18 protein-coding genes and 3 tRNA genes are annotated in these 17,043 nt (G+C 61.4%); 11 read left to right on the forward strand and 10 right to left on the reverse strand.

Translation table 11 applies throughout. The features are described 5' to 3' along the window. The first annotated feature begins 92 nt into the window (after positions 1-92). On the forward strand, positions 93-512 hold the full coding sequence (locus BMX85_RS18295; RefSeq protein ID WP_090321328.1) for a hypothetical protein: 420 nt from the start codon (positions 93-95) through the stop codon (positions 510-512). Between the two features lie 82 nt (positions 513-594). On the opposite strand, the gene BMX85_RS18300 is transcribed toward BMX85_RS18295, so the two are convergent. From BMX85_RS18300 to BMX85_RS18310, 3 genes are all read right to left on the reverse strand, one after another. Further along, positions 595-1,572, reverse strand: a complete 978-nt coding sequence (locus BMX85_RS18300) for a diguanylate cyclase domain-containing protein (RefSeq protein ID WP_090321331.1) — start codon at positions 1,570-1,572, stop codon at positions 595-597. Between the two features lie 290 nt (positions 1,573-1,862). Beyond that, on the reverse strand, positions 1,863-4,049 hold the full coding sequence (locus BMX85_RS18305) for a PAS domain-containing hybrid sensor histidine kinase/response regulator (RefSeq protein ID WP_090321334.1): 2,187 nt from the start codon (positions 4,047-4,049) through the stop codon (positions 1,863-1,865). A gap of 162 nt (positions 4,050-4,211) precedes the next feature. Beyond that, positions 4,212-5,048, reverse strand: a complete 837-nt coding sequence (locus BMX85_RS18310) for a response regulator (RefSeq protein WP_090321337.1) — start codon at positions 5,046-5,048, stop codon at positions 4,212-4,214. A 321-nt stretch (positions 5,049-5,369) separates the two neighbouring features. Between BMX85_RS18310 and BMX85_RS18315 the strand changes: the two genes are divergently transcribed. Beyond that, entirely contained in the window at positions 5,370-5,600 is a 231-nt protein-coding gene (locus BMX85_RS18315; RefSeq protein WP_090321340.1) for a hypothetical protein, read from the forward strand. A 187-nt stretch (positions 5,601-5,787) separates the two neighbouring features. After that, a tRNA-Arg gene (locus BMX85_RS18320) sits at positions 5,788-5,864 on the forward strand. 71 nt (positions 5,865-5,935) lie between these two features. Here the strand turns inward: BMX85_RS18320 and BMX85_RS18325 are convergent. After that, the gene (locus tag BMX85_RS18325; RefSeq protein WP_229210553.1) at positions 5,936-6,397 is read right to left on the reverse strand and encodes a cache domain-containing protein; all 462 of its coding nucleotides are present in this window, start codon (positions 6,395-6,397) and stop codon (positions 5,936-5,938) included. A 145-nt stretch (positions 6,398-6,542) separates the two neighbouring features. Here BMX85_RS18325 and BMX85_RS18330 point away from each other — a divergent pair. Next, positions 6,543-6,619: transfer RNA gene (locus tag BMX85_RS18330), tRNA-Arg, on the forward strand. Between the two features lie 171 nt (positions 6,620-6,790). Further along, positions 6,791-6,867 (forward strand) — tRNA-Arg (locus BMX85_RS18335). A 60-nt stretch (positions 6,868-6,927) separates the two neighbouring features. Here BMX85_RS18335 and BMX85_RS30185 read toward each other — a convergent pair. Then, entirely contained in the window at positions 6,928-7,275 is a 348-nt protein-coding gene (locus tag BMX85_RS30185; RefSeq protein ID WP_143068026.1) for a hypothetical protein, read from the reverse strand. On the opposite strand from BMX85_RS30185, the gene BMX85_RS18345 reads away from it, so the two are divergent. Beyond that, positions 7,265-8,410: an alpha-hydroxy acid oxidase gene (locus tag BMX85_RS18345; protein WP_090321346.1), complete on the forward strand. Its 1,146-nt coding sequence runs from the start codon at positions 7,265-7,267 to the stop codon at positions 8,408-8,410. The two genes, BMX85_RS30185 and BMX85_RS18345, sit on opposite strands and share 11 nt — an antisense overlap. A gap of 10 nt (positions 8,411-8,420) precedes the next feature. After that, positions 8,421-9,014 carry a YdeI/OmpD-associated family protein gene (locus BMX85_RS18350; protein WP_177196808.1) on the forward strand — a complete coding sequence of 198 codons (594 nt, stop codon included), beginning with the start codon at positions 8,421-8,423 and terminating at the stop codon, positions 9,012-9,014. Between the two features lie 252 nt (positions 9,015-9,266). Here the strand turns inward: BMX85_RS18350 and BMX85_RS18355 are convergent, their stop codons facing one another. After that, entirely contained in the window at positions 9,267-9,698 is a 432-nt protein-coding gene (locus BMX85_RS18355) for a DoxX family protein (RefSeq protein ID WP_090321349.1), read from the reverse strand. 107 nt (positions 9,699-9,805) lie between these two features. Here BMX85_RS18355 and BMX85_RS18360 point away from each other — a divergent pair, with 107 nt between their 5' ends. Further along, entirely contained in the window at positions 9,806-10,687 is an 882-nt protein-coding gene (locus tag BMX85_RS18360; RefSeq protein ID WP_090321352.1) for a LysR family transcriptional regulator, read from the forward strand. A gap of 821 nt (positions 10,688-11,508) precedes the next feature. Here the strand turns inward: BMX85_RS18360 and BMX85_RS30190 are convergent. The 4 genes from BMX85_RS30190 to BMX85_RS18375 form a co-directional block, all read right to left on the reverse strand. Continuing rightward, entirely contained in the window at positions 11,509-11,820 is a 312-nt protein-coding gene (locus tag BMX85_RS30190; RefSeq protein ID WP_143068027.1) for a hypothetical protein, read from the reverse strand. A 78-nt stretch (positions 11,821-11,898) separates the two neighbouring features. After that, positions 11,899-12,417, reverse strand: a complete 519-nt coding sequence (locus BMX85_RS18365; protein WP_177196809.1) for a GNAT family N-acetyltransferase — start codon at positions 12,415-12,417, stop codon at positions 11,899-11,901. 39 nt (positions 12,418-12,456) lie between these two features. After that, positions 12,457-13,431: a D-2-hydroxyacid dehydrogenase gene (locus BMX85_RS18370; RefSeq protein ID WP_090321360.1), complete on the reverse strand. Its 975-nt coding sequence runs from the start codon at positions 13,429-13,431 to the stop codon at positions 12,457-12,459. Beyond that, complete coding sequence (locus tag BMX85_RS18375; protein ID WP_218147374.1) at positions 13,428-14,387, reverse strand: LysR family transcriptional regulator; 960 nt, start codon at positions 14,385-14,387, stop codon at positions 13,428-13,430. The genes BMX85_RS18370 and BMX85_RS18375 overlap by 4 nt, the downstream gene beginning before the upstream one ends. A 158-nt stretch (positions 14,388-14,545) precedes the next feature. On the opposite strand from BMX85_RS18375, the gene BMX85_RS18380 reads away from it, so the two are divergent. The 3 genes from BMX85_RS18380 to BMX85_RS18390 all read left to right on the forward strand — a co-directional run bounded on the left by BMX85_RS18380 (position 14,546) and on the right by BMX85_RS18390 (position 17,039). Then, positions 14,546-14,758: a hypothetical protein gene (locus BMX85_RS18380; protein WP_090321363.1), complete on the forward strand. Its 213-nt coding sequence runs from the start codon at positions 14,546-14,548 to the stop codon at positions 14,756-14,758. Then, on the forward strand, positions 14,755-15,627 hold the full coding sequence (locus BMX85_RS18385) for an alpha/beta hydrolase (RefSeq protein ID WP_229210554.1): 873 nt from the start codon (positions 14,755-14,757) through the stop codon (positions 15,625-15,627). The genes BMX85_RS18380 and BMX85_RS18385 overlap by 4 nt, the downstream gene beginning before the upstream one ends. A gap of 155 nt (positions 15,628-15,782) precedes the next feature. Then, positions 15,783-17,039, forward strand: a complete 1,257-nt coding sequence (locus BMX85_RS18390; RefSeq protein WP_090321365.1) for an efflux RND transporter periplasmic adaptor subunit — start codon at positions 15,783-15,785, stop codon at positions 17,037-17,039. The last annotated feature ends 4 nt before the right edge of the window (positions 17,040-17,043 follow it).

Below are 17,043 nucleotides of genomic sequence, written 5' to 3' on the forward strand. Positions count from 1 at the left end.
GTCGGGCGACGGCGCCAATGTTTGATTGCGCACAGACCCGCCGCGGCGCGGCTGGCACAGTGGTGCTGTAACCCCCACTAAAGGAAAACATCATGAATATCGATACCATCGTCGACAAGGAATACGTAGGGCTGACTTTCCGGGCCTTGGCCGAAGCGCCGGTGAGCGCGCTGCGCGGCATCAGCCCCAAGGACGCCAAGGCGCTGGCCCAGGCCTTCGACGTGCACAGCGTGCGCGACCTGTCCAAGCTGGACTTCGTCAAGTGGGCGCAAGCGATCGCCACGCTGGCCGACCATGAACAGGAAACGCCGGAAGAACAAGCCAAGGAAACGCTGCTCGATGGCGGCATCGAAATGACGTTCCCGGCCAGCGATCCGGTCTCGGTCGATTCGGGCATCACCCGCATCGAAGTCCCGCCGGACATGGTCAACGCCAAGGCCGACCATCAGCATGCCGGCAAGGTCGACGAGGGCGGCAAGGCCGGCGCCAAGCAAAAAGCGGCCGCGCACTAAGCGCGCCGCAGCGCACGGGTTCGTCCCGTGCAATAGAAGAAGGGCGGGTATATTACCCGCCCTTTTTTTTACCGCGCGGCTTTCAGGCCGGCGCCGGCGATCTGACGTGTTGGCGCGTGGGCTGGTTGCGCAAGGTCTGCGCGGTGCAGCTGCGGTTCTTGCCGGAGCGCTTGGCCTCGTACAGCGCGGCGTCGGCCATGGCGATCACCGAGGCGACCGCGTCGGCGTCGTCGGGGAAGATGCCGATGCCGATGCTGGTCGACAGCTGCAACGTCAGGCCGTTGATCAGGTAGGGCTCGGAGACCGCCTCGATCAGCTTGCTGGCCGGCTCCTGGGTGTCGCCCAGGTGCGCGATGTTGCCCATGACGATGACAAACTCGTCGCCGCCGACGCGGGCCACGGTGTCTTCCTTGCGGGCGCAGCCGACCAGGCGCTGCGCCACCATTTTGAGGATGTCGTCGCCGGTGGCGTGGCCGTGGGTATCGTTGATGGCTTTAAAACCGTCCAGGTCCAGGTACATGACGGCGGCCTTGTTCTGCTGGCGCGTGGCGTGTTGCAGCACGGTGGCGATGCGGTCCTCGAGCAGGCGGCGGTTGGGCAGTCCGGTCAGCGGATCGTGCAGCGCCAGCTCTTGCTGCTGGCGGCTGTACTGCGCCAGTTCCTTGTACAGCAGGCGCACTTCGAGCATGTTATGGATGCGTTTGTGCACCTCGAGCAGGTCGAACGGCTTGCTGATGAAGTCGCGCGCGCCCGCTTCCAGCGCGGCGATCTTGAAACTCGGTTGGGCGGTCAAGGCCAGCACCGGCAGGTAGCCGCCTTGTTCGATTTCCTTCAGACCCTTCATGACCTGGAAACCATTGAGCCCCGGCATTTGCAGATCGAGCAAAATCAGGTCGTAGCACTGCTGTCGGTGCATCGGGCACACCTGTTCTGGCAGCATCGTCGACGCGACATTGGTATAACCGGCTTCGCGCAGGATCTCCAGCATCAGGTCGACGTTGTCGGCACTGTCATCCACCACCAGGATCTTGGCGTGCAGAATTTCGTCTCGGCTCGGCATATTTGTCTCTGTCTGTCTCTTCAAACGGCCGGAATGGCCGGGATAGTGCCCATAATAAATCGATAATATAGCAAACCGCTGTGCTGCGGCGCACACATCTGTAACTTATTGCCGTGCGGAAATAATTGTACCTTATCCCGCGAATTTTTGTAGTGTAACAAGCCTTCGGTGGATTGCTTGTAGGACAGTGCCGCGTCTCAAAGTAGGAGAAATTGTGTACTTTGTGGAAATAATGCTTACTTTGGTGTATTGGATGGCATCGTCGTCGTTCCTGTATTGACCAGAGGATATCATGCGTGGCGGTGCGCCGCGCCCATGGCCGCCACTTTCGAGATGAGCTCGGCGGGTTCGACCGGCTTGGAGATATGCGCCATGAAGCCGCTCGACAGCGCGCGCACCCGGTCCTCGGAGCGCGCGAACGCGGTCAGCGCGATGGCCGGCAGGTTGCCGCCCTGCGCCGGTCCCAGCGCGCGGATGCGGTCGAGCAGGCCGTAGCCGTCGACCTCCGGCATGCCGAGGTCGCTGACCATCAGGTCGGGCCGCGCGTGCTCCAGCAACGTCAGCGCTTCGGAGGCGGTGGCGGCGGTCAGCACGTCGGCGTTGCAGTCATTAAGTATGCGTTTGATCAACTCCCGTGCGTCGTCCTCGTCGTCTACAACCAACACTTGCAAGCCGGATAAATCATGCGTCGCAGCAGAACGCGCGCCGTCCGAGGCCGAGGCCTCGTCCTTGCCGGTGCGCCGCGGCAGGCGCACGGTGAAACAGGCGCCCAAGCCTTCGCCGGCGCTTTCGGCGCTGACGGTGCCGCCGTGTTGCTCGACCAGATGCTTGACGATCGACAAGCCCAGTCCCAGTCCGCCATGCTGGCGGGTGGTGGTGGCGTCGGCCTGGCGGAAGCGCTCGAACACGTGGGCGATGAAGCCGGGCGCGATGCCGATGCCGGTGTCGCGCACGAAAATGGCGATCTGGTCGCCTTCGCGGCGCACGCCGACCGTCACCGTGCCGCCGTGCGGGGTGAACTTGATGGCGTTGGTCAGCAGGTTCCAGGTGATCTGCTGCAAGCGGTTGGCGTCGCCGGCCACCATGCCGGCCAGCGCCTCGAACTCCGTGGTCAGGTGGATGTGCTTGGCCTGCGCGGCCGGGCGCACCGTCTCGATGGCGGCGGCGGCGATGGCCGACGGCGACAGCGACAGCATTTCTAGCTGCACCTTGCCGGAGGCGATGCTGCTCATATCGAGCAAGTCCTCGATCAGCTGGGCCTGGGCGCGGGCGTTGCGTTCGATGGTCTGCAGGCCGCGGTGCAGGTCGGCCTGGTCGCGGCTGCCCCGGCGCAGCACCTGGGCCCAGCCCAGGATCGCCGTCAGCGGCGTGCGCAGCTCGTGCGACAGCGTGGCCAGGAATTCATCCTTCATCTGGCTGGTGCGCTCGGCCTCGGCGCGCGCCTGGCGCTCGCTGTCGAGCAGCACCTTGCGCTCCTCGGCCGCCTGCTGGGTGGCCTGGTAGAGGCGGGCGTTGTCGATCGCGATGGCGGCCTGGGCGGCGACGCCGCCGATGATGCGTTCGGTGCGCTCGGTAAACATGTGCGGTTCCGGATGGCCGAAGCACAGGCAGCCGATCACCGCGCCCGAGCTCAGCGCCACCGGCACGGCCAGGTAGCTGCGCACCGCCGGCTGGCCGGGCTTTGCCTCGGCTTGCACGTCGTCGCTGCGCACCGGGCCCTTGCCACCCGTGGCGGCGAGCAGCGCGGCCGCGCGCGGTTCGGCGAAGCCGGCGAAGCCGTCCGGCGCGCCGCTCGACAGCGTGTGCAGCAGCGCCGCCGCGCCGTCGCCGTCGATGCCTTGATGGAAGAAGGCGCCGAAGCGCGCGCCGCTGATGCTGGTGGCGGCGTCGGTCAATTCGTGCAGCAAGGGATGCAGGTCGCGGGTGGAGGCGAGCGCGGTGCCGGTGCGGTTGACCAGCTCGAGCACGGCGGTTTCATCGCGCAGCGCTTCCTGGGCGCGCTTGACCTGGTCGACGTCGGTGCAGGTGCCGAACCAGCGCAGGATCTGGCCGTTGCCGCCGCGCACCGGGTTGGCACGCGTGAGGAACCAGCGGAACTCGCCGTCGGCGCTGCGGATCGGCACCTCCAGCTCGAACGGCGCGCCGGTGGTGCGGCATTGCTCCCACAGATCGACCATCGCGCCCAGGCAGTCGGGGGCGTAGACGTCGCGCCAGCCGCCGACGGCCATGTGCTCGGGCGAGGTGCCGGTGTAGTCGTACCAGCGCTGGTTGTACCAGATCATGGTGCCGTCCTGCTCGGCGATCCACGCCAGCTGCGGCATGGAATTGGCCAGCGCGCGCAATTCGAGCTGGCTTTGGCGCAGCGCTTCGCGGGCGCTCAGCAATTCCTCATGGGCGCGTTGCGCGGTGGTGAGCATGGCGTCGTCCGCCGGGGGGGCGGGCGCTATGACGTCGTTGGGCTCGTTGGGAAGAATCATGTGTCACTTCAGGCTGCCGCGGGACCTGTGCCGCCAGGTGGCGGCCGCAGGGTCGCCAGGCTAACGCTTGACGGTTTACGGTGTCTTCATTGTAACGCTTTGCTAACGCCGGCACCGCACGGTTGATGCCGCCGCCCCGGACGCGCTGTTGTCAGCGCGCCGTCACGGGGCCGTTCCGCGCAGGCGCCGGGCGATTTGGTCGAGTGCGCTCTGCAGTTGTTCGATGTCGTATGGTTTCTGCAACGATCTTGCCGGAAACTCCAGATGGCGCGTCAATTCGTCGCCGTAGCCGGAGGCGAACATCAGTTCCAGTCCCGGCGCCTGCTGCAGCGCCCGGCGCGCGAGGTCGACGCCGGACATGCCCGGCAGGCTGACGTCGGTGAACAGGATGTCGAACGATTGGCGCGACAATTCCGGCAGCGCCTCCTCGCCGGAGGCGGCCGGGTGCACCTCGTGGCCGAGCGCGCGCAGCGTCTCGCACACCAGGTAGCGGGCGTCGGCGTTGTCCTCGACCACCAGCAGGCGCAGCGGGCGGGTGTCGGTGGCGGCCGCCGCCTGCGGTGCCGGCGGCGATGGCGACAGCGCGCACAGGATGCCGGCCACGGCGTCGCTGTCGTCGCGGATCGGGGTGTAATACAGGTCCAGCGCGAGCTGGGCCACGGCGCCGTGGCGCCACACCGGCAGCATGTTGCCGAGGTAGCTGGCGCTGTGGCCTTCCCAGGCCTGGCGGATGGCGGCGCTGTTCCAGCTCCACGCGGCCGGCTGCATCGACGGCACGTTGGCGCCGGGCGCGCGCAGGCTGGCCAGGCCGATCAGCGACGCGTAGGCGTCGTTGTAGACCATCACTTGCTCGCGTCCCCACATCAGCACCATCGGCAGCGGAGAATTGAGCAGGATATCGACCGTCAGGCGCAGGCACGGCGGCCAGCCGTCGCGGGCGCCCAGGGCGGTGCGGGCCCAGTCGATGGAGGGGGAGGGCGCGGAGTCGGTTCGATTCATGCTATGTGGACGGCCTGTTTATGATCTGTTATCTGTTCTTATGAAAAGGCAAAGCTGATCGAATCGTACACGGTAAAAAAAAAGCCCGCTACAGGAGCGGGCTAAATCTATTTCCTTGGAGGAGAATAGAGGAGACAGGTCAATGATGCTGCAACGCGCAATCGAATGCAAATTTTTATTGATGATGATCGAGATCACAGCGGTGAATAAGGGGGAATAAGTGGATTTTTTATCTATGTTGCAGCGCATCCGGGCGGCTGCCTGGGATACACTGCGGCACCGTCTACATAGCGGCCGAGGCCGCAAACAGGGAGGTTTGCCATGGTTACCGTCGTGCGTCACCGCAAAGTAAATATTGTTGTACTGGAGCAAAACGAGCATCTTGCCAGTCACTGCAAGCCTGGCGACATCGGCATCATTTCCGACGAGGCGGGCTGGTGGGTCAAGTTTGTCGGGGAGGGCGGTCAGGTCGATTGCTACGGAATACCGTATCCTTCCTACAACGAAGCGCTGTGGTCGGCGAAGGCGGCGGCGGAATTCGGCGTGGGCTAGACAAGCCGGGAAAGTGTCCCTATAATGCTGCTTCTTTCGAACGGCATGCCGCTAGAAAGAGGTGCAACGAAGCTTGAAATAGCGGTGCGCGAAGAAGTTGATTTGGTGATATCCATCCCAAGCCAACTAAACGATAGAAAAAATCGGACTTTGCAAAACGAAATTAATGCTTTATAATGTTGCCAACGCGGCTGTAGCTCAGCTGGATAGAGTACTTGGCTACGAACCAAGGGGTCGTGGGTTCGATTCCTGCCAGCCGCACCAAAAATTCGTAAGTGGAAGGGCCTGGAGAGAAATCTTCAGGCCCTTTTGCTATGCGCGCAGCAATGGCGCGCTCAGTCTTTATAGATGCCGCAGGCGACGGTCATATCTTCGTGCCGTTCGACGTACATCGATTTTTTCTGCACCGCCTTGGTGACGGGATCGGGCCATTTATAGTCCTGCCATCCCGACCCCTTGGTTTTGGCGATCTCGATGCGCTCGCGCGTGATCAGTTTGCCGTCCAGGTCTTTCAGGTCGATGATATTCTTGCCGGCCATCTTGGCGTTGTTGCCGTTGGCCAGGCTCATGCCCTCCAACGTGCCCACCGACACGTACAGATCGCGGTCGCGGTATTGCGGGCTTTGCGCCTGTATATCCTGAATCACCTTATCCTTGCCCAACTTCTTCATATCGGCGATCACCTTTTTCACCATCGCCACGGCGTCCTTGGCGCTGGCGCGTTCGGCGTCGGCGGCTCCGGCGCTGCCCACGGCGAAGGCCGCCATCATCACTACAGTCTGCAAAAAGCGTTTCATTGTCGTCTCCAATTGAAAAATCGTACTTCATCATAGTAGCGGGGCGGGTCGAGGGAAAGATAAATAGTTGATATGAGGCAAAACTGGAATTTCCTAAAAGGAATGCTTCTCCAATCGGAAAAACGCTGCTATAATCTTGTCTTTCGCGGCTGTAGCTCAGCTGGATAGAGTACTTGGCTACGAACCAAGGGGTCGTGGGTTCGATTCCTGCCAGCCGCACCAAAAATTCGTAAGACGAAGGGCCTGAAGAGCAATCTTCAGGCCTTTTTTCTTTTCAACTCCGGGGTCAAGTCTGTCATTGCGACACGGGCCCGGCGCTATGAAATAATGTGTGAACATTTCTCTTGCCAGAGCTTTTAGATTTGAGATCGCCCTGCTATAATGTTGTCTTTCGCGGCTGTAGCTCAGCTGGATAGAGTACTTGGCTACGAACCAAGGGGTCGTGGGTTCGATTCCTGCCAGCCGCACCAAATTCGTAAGTAGAAGGGCCTGAAGAGAAATCTTCAGGCCTTTTTGCTTTGCGGCGCGCGTTAATCGGTTTTGGCGCCCGCGGCGGCGGGCTGTTTGGCGCACTGGCCGGATAGGATCGCCCGTTCGATCGGATCGCCGACTTGGCGGATCGCCTCGGGCGTGCAGTTGCCCTTGGTCGCCGGCGGCGGCGCCGGAACCCTGGTCATGTTCTTGTAGGCGAGGGTGCACAGCAAAGCCGCCGCTATCACCACGATCACCATATTCCCCTTGCTGCCTGGTCGCGCCAAAATCAACTCCTTGATTATCCTGCCCGGACGGGTATTGTAGCGCCACATTGCTATTGGCATTTTCACCAAAATGCCCGATGATTTGTCGACTATCGCCCGAGGAGTGTGCATGACCATCATCACCAGTATCGAAGACCTGCGCGTTCTGGCCAAGAAGCGCGTTCCGCGCATGTTCTACGATTACGCCGATGCCGGCTCCTGGACCGAATCGACCTACCGCGCCAACAACGAAGACTTCGCCAAGATAAAATTTCGCCAGCGGGTCGCCGTCAATCTGGAAAACCGCACCCTGGCCAGCACCATGGTCGGCCAGAACGTGACGATGCCGGTGGCGCTGGCGCCGACCGGGCTGACCGGCATGCAGCACGCCGACGGCGAAATCCTCGCCGCCAAGGCCGCCGAAAAATTCGGCGTGCCGTTCACGCTATCGACGATGAGCATCTGCTCGATCGAGGACATCGCGGCCAACACCAGCAAGCCTTTCTGGTTCCAGCTGTACGTGATGAAGGACCGGGAATTCATCAACCGCCTGATCGACCGCGCCAAGGCCGCGCGCTGCTCGGCGCTGGTGTTGACACTCGATCTGCAGGTGCTGGGCCAGCGTCACAAGGATCTGCGCAACGGCCTGTCGGCGCCGCCCAAACTAACGGTCGCCAACATGATCAACCTGGCCACCAAGCCGCGCTGGTGCTTCGGCATGCTCGGCACCAAGCGCCGCAGCTTCGGCAATATCGTCGGCCACGCGACGTCGGTGTCGGACATGTCGTCGCTGTCGTCGTGGACCAGCCAGCAGTTCGATCTGAGCCTGTCGTGGAAGGATGTCGAGTGGATCAAGCAGCGCTGGGGCGGCAAGTTGATCATCAAGGGCATCATGGACGCGGAGGACGCGCGCCTGGCCGTCGAAAGCGGCGCCGATGCGCTGATCGTTTCCAACCACGGCGGCCGCCAGCTCGACGGCGCGCAGTCGTCGATCGGCGCGCTGCCGGCGATCGTCGAAGCGGTGGGCAATGAAATCGAGGTGCACATGGACGGCGGCATCCGCTCCGGCCAGGACGTCATCAAGGCGGTGGCGCTGGGCGCGAAAGGCGTCTATATTGGACGTCCGTTCCTGTATGGCCTGGGCGCGATGGGCGAGCAGGGCGTGAGCAAATGTTTGGAGATCATCCGCAACGAGGCCGATTTGACGATGGCCTTCTGCGGACTGCGCGATCTGCAGCATGTCGACCGCAACATCCTTCTTCCCGGGACCTATTGAGAGGCGAGCCATGACAAAGCACACCCTGAATCCTAAAGTCGATGCCTATGTTGAACGGCTGAAGAACTGGGTGGACGAGGTGCGCGAGTTGCGGGCGGTTTGTCTCGACAGAGGTCTTGTCGAGGATCTGAAGTGGGGCGTGCCGTGCTATACGCTCGACGGTCGCAATGTGGCGTTGATCCACTCGTTCAAGGAGTACTGCGCGCTGCTGTTTTTTAAGGGCGCGCTGATGAAGGACGCCAAGGGTATCCTGATCAAACAGACCGACAACGTGCAGGCGGCGCGGCAGGTGCGCTTCAAGAACGTCGGGGAAATCCGCAAGCTGAAAGCGGTGTTGAAGGCATATCTTGCCGAGGCGGTGAAAGTGGAGGCGTCCGGCCTGAAGGTCGAGTTCAAGAAGACCGAGGAGTTTTCGGTGCCGGAGGAATTTCAGGCCAAGCTCGATGAAATGCTGGATCTCAAAACCGCTTTCGAGGCGTTGACGCCGGGGCGCAGGCGGGCATATCTCCTGCATTTCTCGTCGGCCAAGCAGTCGAAGACGCGCACCGCGAGGGTGATCAAGGCCATTCCCGATATTTTAAGCGGGAAGGGGTTGGATGATTAGCCACTGACGGAGCGGATGACGCTTGGCTAATCTCGCTCAGACGGGACCTGACACAGCGCGCCCGATGAGCGAGAGCTTCCGACCCATAGCGGACGCCTAGCAGCGTCAAGTTTGCGTTCGGTGTACCCCCCAACCAAGTCGCTGCATGATCTAATAGTGCTGCAACGCGAACCCTTCCTAGAATTTCCGCACTCGAGCTAAGTCGCGTTTGCTAACCCCTCGTTACTGAACTATTCCTTACTGTCAGTAGCCTTACTCGCGCGACGCCGTGCGCTCCTTGATCGGCATGCTTTTGCCACGCCCCCATAACACCAGCACGCACAGCGGTAGCAGCACGAAATTGAGTGGCAACACAGAAAACTCGCCCCTGCTCGCATGAAAGCCGATCGCCAGTATTTGCAGTAGAACGCAGCAACCCGCTGCCAGCACGGTCAGCCACGGACGGATGCGGGTCAGCGACGGCAGCAACACGCCGGCAGCGCCTAGCAAATCCACCATGCCAATGGCTCGCACAAACGGCAGGGGATAATCGCCTGGCCAAGTCATCATGGCGGTCAGTTCGGCAATCGGCATAAACAGTTTGGTCAAACCCGAAGCTGCGAACACCAGTGCCACGGCAATCTGTGCTAGCCACAAGCCTGCAGATAAATAGCGGTTATCGGCCGGAAGTAAAAATGAAGTCATGCGAGATTGAATTGAAAGTTATTGGAGAACTGATGCTATGCTTTCTCATTCCAGAAATCGATGTGCGCATTGGCAAATCATCATTTCCCAACTAGGAAACTTTGGCGATGATAGACCTACCCGGCTTGCGTGTTTTTTGCGAGATTGTTGAAAGCGGAAGTTTTACGGGCGCAGGCAGCCGCCTTGGGATGGCGCCTCCAATGGTCAGTAAGCACTTGGCGCGCCTTGAACGAAGCCTGGCCGCACGCCTGCTGAATCGCACTAGTCGGAACATGAGCCTAACTGAAGCGGGCAGGCTGTTCTACGAGCAGGCCAAGCAAGCACTCGATATGCTAGACGCCGGTGTAGCCGCCCTAAGTCATGTCACCGGACCGCCCCGTGGTGAACTGAAAATCAGTGCGCCTGTATGGATCGCAACACCGCGCTTCGCTGCGCTGATCGCCGACTACCGGCAACGCTGTCCGGAAGTTCGCCTCAATTTTTACTTGGAAAACCGCATGGTCGACCTGGTGGCCGAAGGCTTCGATCTTGCGCTGCGTATGAAAAACGATGGATCGCAAAGTCTAATTTCAAGGAGGCTATGTAACGTGTCGTTTTACTGCGTTGCCACGCCGACATTCTTGGCGCAAGCGGCTACGCAGAACCGGTGCGGCGAATCCTATCTGCCCGCAATGATAATGCCGAACCACATGCAATTGGGCCGCCCTAAGATGCCAGTTGCAGGAATGCTTCTGGCCCCTGGGCAGCCGGTAGCAATGCACTCGAGCGATACTACGTTAAGCTATCACGCCGTTATGGCCGGAATTGGTGCCGCTTTTTTGCCTGGCTGGTTAGTGGCTGACGACCTCGCCAGCGGACGTCTGGTGCACACCTGCGACGCAGAAAAAGCCTACCAAGGGCAGCTATTCGCCGTCTATCCAAGCCGACATTATCAGGCGCTCAAGCTGCGAAGTTTCATAGACTTTTTGGTTGAAAATTTGGACGGATGATAGCCGGCTTATACTTCTCGCGACTGGCTGTTTTCGAGCCAAGGCAGCCGTTTCACACCTTGTAGGTCCTTAATGAATTTCAGACCGACGGGCTTGCGCTCCTATATATCGCTCGGTCCCGAACGCATGCTGCCTATGCTAGTGACGTAACTCAACCTTACTAGCCTCTTCTGAATTTCCGGTGCGAACTGCATCCACGAGGCGTCATACTTTCCAGCATCAAGAGTAAGGGCAAAAGTTCGAGCTGAGCCAACCGCTTTTTCATCCTCTGCGCTCGGAGCTTTTATTCGCAACCGCCGACCCTCAGCGGTAATTCTTATCTCATCGAGAACGAAGTCTTCGGAAGACCTGCCACGAAAGCATAGCGCCGCCCAAGACTGCACTGGTTGCAAGGGTACATAAGTACGTGAGTGGCTGCAATCCTGTTAGCTCGACTCCCACCCCCACCGTTAGCGCAAGAAGCCCTACACACAGAGTCGCAGACAAACCGGCCCCGATAACGAAGCCAAAAGCACAAGGGATGGCAAGCCTTGAAGATACGAACAATCTAAAAGCAACCGCAACAATACAAAAAATCGTGCCTGCTGCAATCGCCATCACGGCGATGGAAAAGAGTGGCCCCATGTGTCCTTGTCCTCATCCAATATCGGCCGCAAAACTATGCCCATCTCACCAACGCCCAAGTCGCGACCGTCCGCTGCTGGCCGAAACCGAGCGGTCAGCGGCCTTTTGGCCAAATCGTCTTTGAGATGGGACTACCGCTTTAAAGTTAGCATTTTGCGTCACACATCCAGACCATGGTCCATCAGCCGACGGAGTTTTCACTGAATATTGCAGCTCATTGTATTCGCCCTTAAAGGACCAGATGTAGCTTTGGGCGTCAATGCCGGTAGCGGGCGGCTGACCAAACTGAGATTGATAGAACTGCACAGTTTTGCCTTTCTCTCATTCAAACCGAACGCCTGCCAATCGATATGCACAGGTTTGCCGGAAGCTTCACCGACTACATGCTCATCGCACATTAGCACCGCACCGGCGGGCAGCTCCTTATTGCCGACTCTGTCCGAGCTTTTAACGGCCGACGCACATCCCATATAGGCAACAATTGACAGGAGTAACAGCTTTGTATTCATTCTAAAGACCTAGAAGGTTTGCCGAACGGCTGCTTGTGGCCGGAAGCGGAAATCGGCATGTCGCTGATCGCGGCAGCTTCAATTACGCTCACACATGTAACTATTGATTACCTTGCCGTGCAGTTCAGTTTCCATTTCATATGCCATTCCAAGGCGTTCGGCAACGCGGCGCGACGATTCATTGCTAGAAGCGATCAGCGCCCGGACCTTTGGCTCCCGTCGCACCTCGAACGCATATTGCATGACCGCCCCTGCGGCCTCGTTCGCAATGCCTTTTCCCCAGAATGCCCGATAGGTATTCCACCCCATCTCAATCACGGATGACCCGTCGCGGAAGAAAGCGCCCACGCTGCCAACCAGCTGCCCCGTCTGCCGATCCTCTATCGACCACCAACCAGCCCCGCCGAGCAGCCATAGTCCGGCATGTGAGCTGAAGATGCGCCAAGCGGTCGCGCGGTCCGCCGAGCCTAAATGGGCTGAGCTTTCAGCATTCGCCAAATGGTCCGCAAATAACGCGAAGTCCTCAACCCGATATTCTCTAAGCGTAAGCCGCTCCGTGCGAAGGTGCGGTACCGAAAATGTAAAAGTCTGATTCATCGGAAGTGCCATCCTTGGATAGTTTGGTGGCCGGTGGTTTTAGCCCATGACGTTATTCGGCGCGCCGGCCTGCCACGCTTCGACATTGTCGATCAGTTGATCCGCCAGCACCTGCATCGCCTGCGAACTGGCCCACGCCGAATGCGGCGTGAGGATGAAGTTCGGCAGCCGCAGGTTGAGCAGCACGTTGTCTTCCGGCGGCGGCTCCTTTGTCAGCACATCGAAGCCGGCGCCGGCGATCACGCCGGTGCGCAGCGCGTCGGCCAGCGCGACTTCGTCCACCAGGCCGCCGCGCGCGGTGTTGATCAGCAGCGCCGAGCTTTTCATGCGTATCAATTCTTTCGCGCAGATGATGTTGCGGGTCTTGTCGTTGAGCGGCAGGTGCAGGCTGAGGACATCCGACGTCTCCAGCAATTCGTCCCACGAGACCTGCTTGATGCCTTCGTCCGTCACCGGCGAGCGGTTGAACACCACCACCTCCATGCCGAAGGCGCGGGCGATCAGCGCCACCGATTGGCCCAGCGCGCCATAGCCGGCAAGGCCAAGGCGGCTGCCGGCCAGGTCGGAGATCGGATGGCCGAACAGGCAGAATCGCTCCGACTTTTGCCACAGGCCCGCTTCGATATCCTCGCGGTAGGCGACCAGTTGGCGGCGCAGGGCAAGGATCAGCGCGAAGGTGTGCTCGGGCAGCGTGTGCACCGCGTAGTTGCGGATATTGGAGACGACGATGCCGCGCTCGCGGCAGGCTTGCAGATCGACGATGTCGGTGCCGGTGGCGGCCACCGCGATCATCTTCAGGTCCGGCAGTTGCGCCAGGTCGTCGGCGCGCAACGGCACCTTGTTGGTGATGGCGATGGTGGCGCGCGCGTCGCGCAGGCGCCGCACCACGTCGGCCGCCTTGGTGGCCGGGTATTCCCTCCACTCGTGCGCGAAGGAGGGCTTGCGGACATTGGCGATGACGCTGTCGCGGTCGAGGAAAACGATGCGGTGGGTGTCGGTGATGGGGGCGGTCATAAGGCTACCTCGTAGGATGTGGCGCGCGCCGCCGGCGGCGGATTTTTCGTCAAGCGCATGCCTGGATGATTGGAGAACAGTTCGGCGACCCATTCGACGAACACCCGCACCTTGGCCGACAGGTGGCGGTTTTGCGGGTAGACCACGTGCACCGGTACCGAATCGGAACTCCATTCCGACAGCACCGTCTCGAAACTGCCGTCGGCGAGCAACGGTTCCAGCAAAAAATTCGGCATCTGCACGATGCCCAGGCCCGCCAGCCCCGCCGCCGTGTAGGCGGTGGTGTCGTTCAGGGCGAGGTTGCCGGGCAGGGCGACCTGCACCCGCTCGGTGCCGCGCGAGAAGTCCCAGTCGAAGATTTTACCGGTCTTCGATGAAAAATAGTTAACGCACAGGTGGCGCAGCAATTCGTCCGGGTGGGTGGGACGGCCGTAGCGATTGAGGTAGGACGGCGCCGCGCAGGTGATGAAGTGCAGGATGCCGACGCGGCGCGCGATCAGGCTCGAATCGACCAACTGGCCGGCGCGCACCGCGCAGTCGACGCCTTCCTCGATCAGGTCGACGGCGCGGTCGCTGCAGCCCATCTCCATCTGGATATCCGGATAGCGGGTGAAGAAGTCGGGCAGCGCCGGCACCAGCACGCTGCCGGCCAGCCCGGTGGGGACGTCGATCCGCAACCGCCCGCTGGGACTGAGGCGGGTGCGCGATAGCGATTCCTCGGCGTCGCGCACGTCCGATAAAATACGCAGGCAACGTTCGTAATAAGCGGCGCCGTCGGCCGTGACGCTGACGTGGCGCGTGGTCCGGTGCAGCAGCTTGACCGCCAGCGACGCCTCCAGCGACTGGATCAAGGTCGAAACCGTGGCCTTGGGCAGCTGCATGATCTCGGCCGCGCGCGTGAACCCGCCGGAGTCGACCACGTTCACGAATACTTCCATCGCTTGCAGTTTATTCACTTATTACCTCCATTGTTCGGGATCCTGAACAATCAATTCGACTTTAGCCTATTTATCGGATTGTAGAACAAGTTTAAGATTGCTGTACTGCACCAAGGAAAGCATGGGCTGTTCCGGGGCAGAGGCAAGTTGTTACACCACGCGGCGAGGGGATCATCATGAAATATCGGGACGGAATTTTTGCAACGGTTGCGATCGCGCTGACATCGTTCGCGCTGGCGGGCGTCGTCTATACCGATGCCTACTCGCAGACGGCCAAGGCCGAAGTGAGCGGCGTTCGTGCCCTGACCGAAGTGGCCACCGGCGACGCGCTGGCTTGCGCCGACACGTCGCTGATGTCGGCCGACGCTACCCGCACGGTGCAGCAGTGACCATCAAGCCACAGGACGAAGCGCTGCCGGAGCTGTCGGATCGCCTGAAGATCCGCAGCCTGGAGGTGCGCGGCGCCGAAGGCCCGCTGCCGGCACGCCTGTACACCAGCGGTGACGCCGGCGCCAAGCGCGATACGCTGACGGTGTTCTTCCATGCCGGCGGCTTCGTCGGCGGCGACCTCGAAGACGCGGACAACTTCCTGCGCCACCTTGCCGACGACCATCCGGGCATGGCGGTGCTGGCCTCCGGCTATACGCTGGCGAGCGTGCGCCCGTTCCCGGCGGCGGTCGAAGACGCCCACGCGGTGCTGACCTGGGCCAAGAAGAACAAGGGCAAAATCGGCTGGACCGGCAAGCAGCTGATGGTGGCCGGCATCGAGGCCGGCGCCAATCTGGCGGCGGTGTGCGCGCTGATGTCGCGCGACCGTGGCGGCCCGGCGCTGACCGGCCAGATCCTGATCATGCCGATGCTGGACCCGGGCCTGACCACCTGCTCGATGCGCGAAATGCATCAGGCGCCGGAGTTGCTGGACGTGGCCGACGCGTGCGCGGCGGCCTACCGCGGCTACCTGCCCAACGCCGCCGACCGCACGCACCCATATGCGTCGCCGCTGCAATCGAGCCGTTTGAAAAACCTGCCGCCCGCGCTGATCCTGTCGTCCGAGGACGATCCGCTGCGCGACGAGGCGGAGCAGTATGGCGCCAAGCTGATTTCGTGCGGCGTCAAAACCACCGTGATCCGAATGGCGCCGCAACCCCTGCAGGATCCGGGCGCCCGCAACGACTGCGCGTGCAAATGCGCCGCGCTGGGCGAAATCGCCAGCTTTGTCACCAACCTGGAACGGTCCGAGACACCGCCAGCTTCATAGATCGCTAGGGACAGCACCCTAACCATTTGCAGTATCTGTAGTCACGTCCCCACTGGCTTGCCGGCGGGGCGCTAGTACCGTGTTTTCTCGATTTCCGTTGAGGCAGCCGGTGCCGCCATTTCTATTAATTATTTTCATGCACAAAGGGATAAAAAATGAAAAACATTAAACAATTCACCGCTGTAGCCCGGCCGCTGGCCGCCGCTATGGCGCTGGCGGGACTGGCCGCTTTCGGCCTCACGGGTTGCGACGACGCCAAAGGCAAGACCGAAGCGCCGGCGGCCGGCGGCGGCGGGCCACCGATTTCGGCGGCCACCGTGGTCGAGAAAACCATCACCGAGACCCAGGAGTTCTCGGGCCGCCTGGAAGCCGTCGAGCAGGTGCAGATTCGTCCGCGCGTCGGCGGCTTCATCACGGCGATCAACTTCAAGCCGGGCAGCCAGGTCAAGAAAGGCGACGTGTTGTTCGTCATCGACGCGCGCCCGTACCAGGCCGAAGCCAATCGCGCCGAAGCGGCCGCCGGTTCGGCGCGCGCCAAGGCCGAACTGGCCAAGCTGGAATTGAACCGCGCCGAAAAACTGCTGGCCGATAAAGCCATCGCCCAGCGCGAATACGACGAACGCGCGTCGAACCAGAAGCAGCTCGACGCCGACGCCCGCGCCGCGCAGGCGCAGTACGAAGCGGCCAAGCTCAATCTGGCCTACACCCGCGTCGAATCGCCGATCAACGGCCGCGTGTCGAAAGCGGAAATCACGCTCGGTAACCTGGTCGACGCGTCGGCCGTGTTGACCTCCGTGGTCTCGCTGGAAAACATCTACGCCTCCTTCGATGGCGACGAGGATACCTATCTGCGCGTCGGCGCCGCCGCCCACAAGGGCGAACCGGCCATCGTCAAGATCGGCCTGGCCAACGAAACCGGCTTCCCGCACGAAGGCAAGCTCGAATTCGTCGACAACCAGCTCGATCCGCGCAGCGGTTCGGTGCGCATGCGCGCGACGCTGGCCAACAAGGACGGTTCGCTGGTTCCCGGCCTGTTCGCCCGCGTGCAGCTGGCCGGCACCACCGGCGCCAAGTCGACGCTGCTGATCAACGAGCGTGCCGTCAGCACCGATCAAAGCCGCAAGTTCGTGTTCGTGGTCGGCGCCGGCAACAAGGCCGAGTACCGCGCCGTCACACTGGGGCCACAGGTCGATGGCCTGCGCGTCGTGCGTGAAGGCCTGAAGCCGGGCGAGAAGATCGTCATCAACGGCCTGCAGCGCGTGCGTCCAGGCGCGCCGATCACGCCGACCGTGGTGCCGATGGATTCCGATCCGCTGGCGGCCAACGTGGCCAAGCCGGAGTCGAAGCCCGACGCCAAAAAAGATGAAAAAGTAGCCGTCGCCAATACCAAGGCCGGCACCTCCAAGGAATAAGAAT

The organism is Duganella sp. CF517 (genome assembly GCF_900110275.1).
GTDB lineage: Bacteria > Pseudomonadota > Gammaproteobacteria > Burkholderiales > Burkholderiaceae_D > Rugamonas.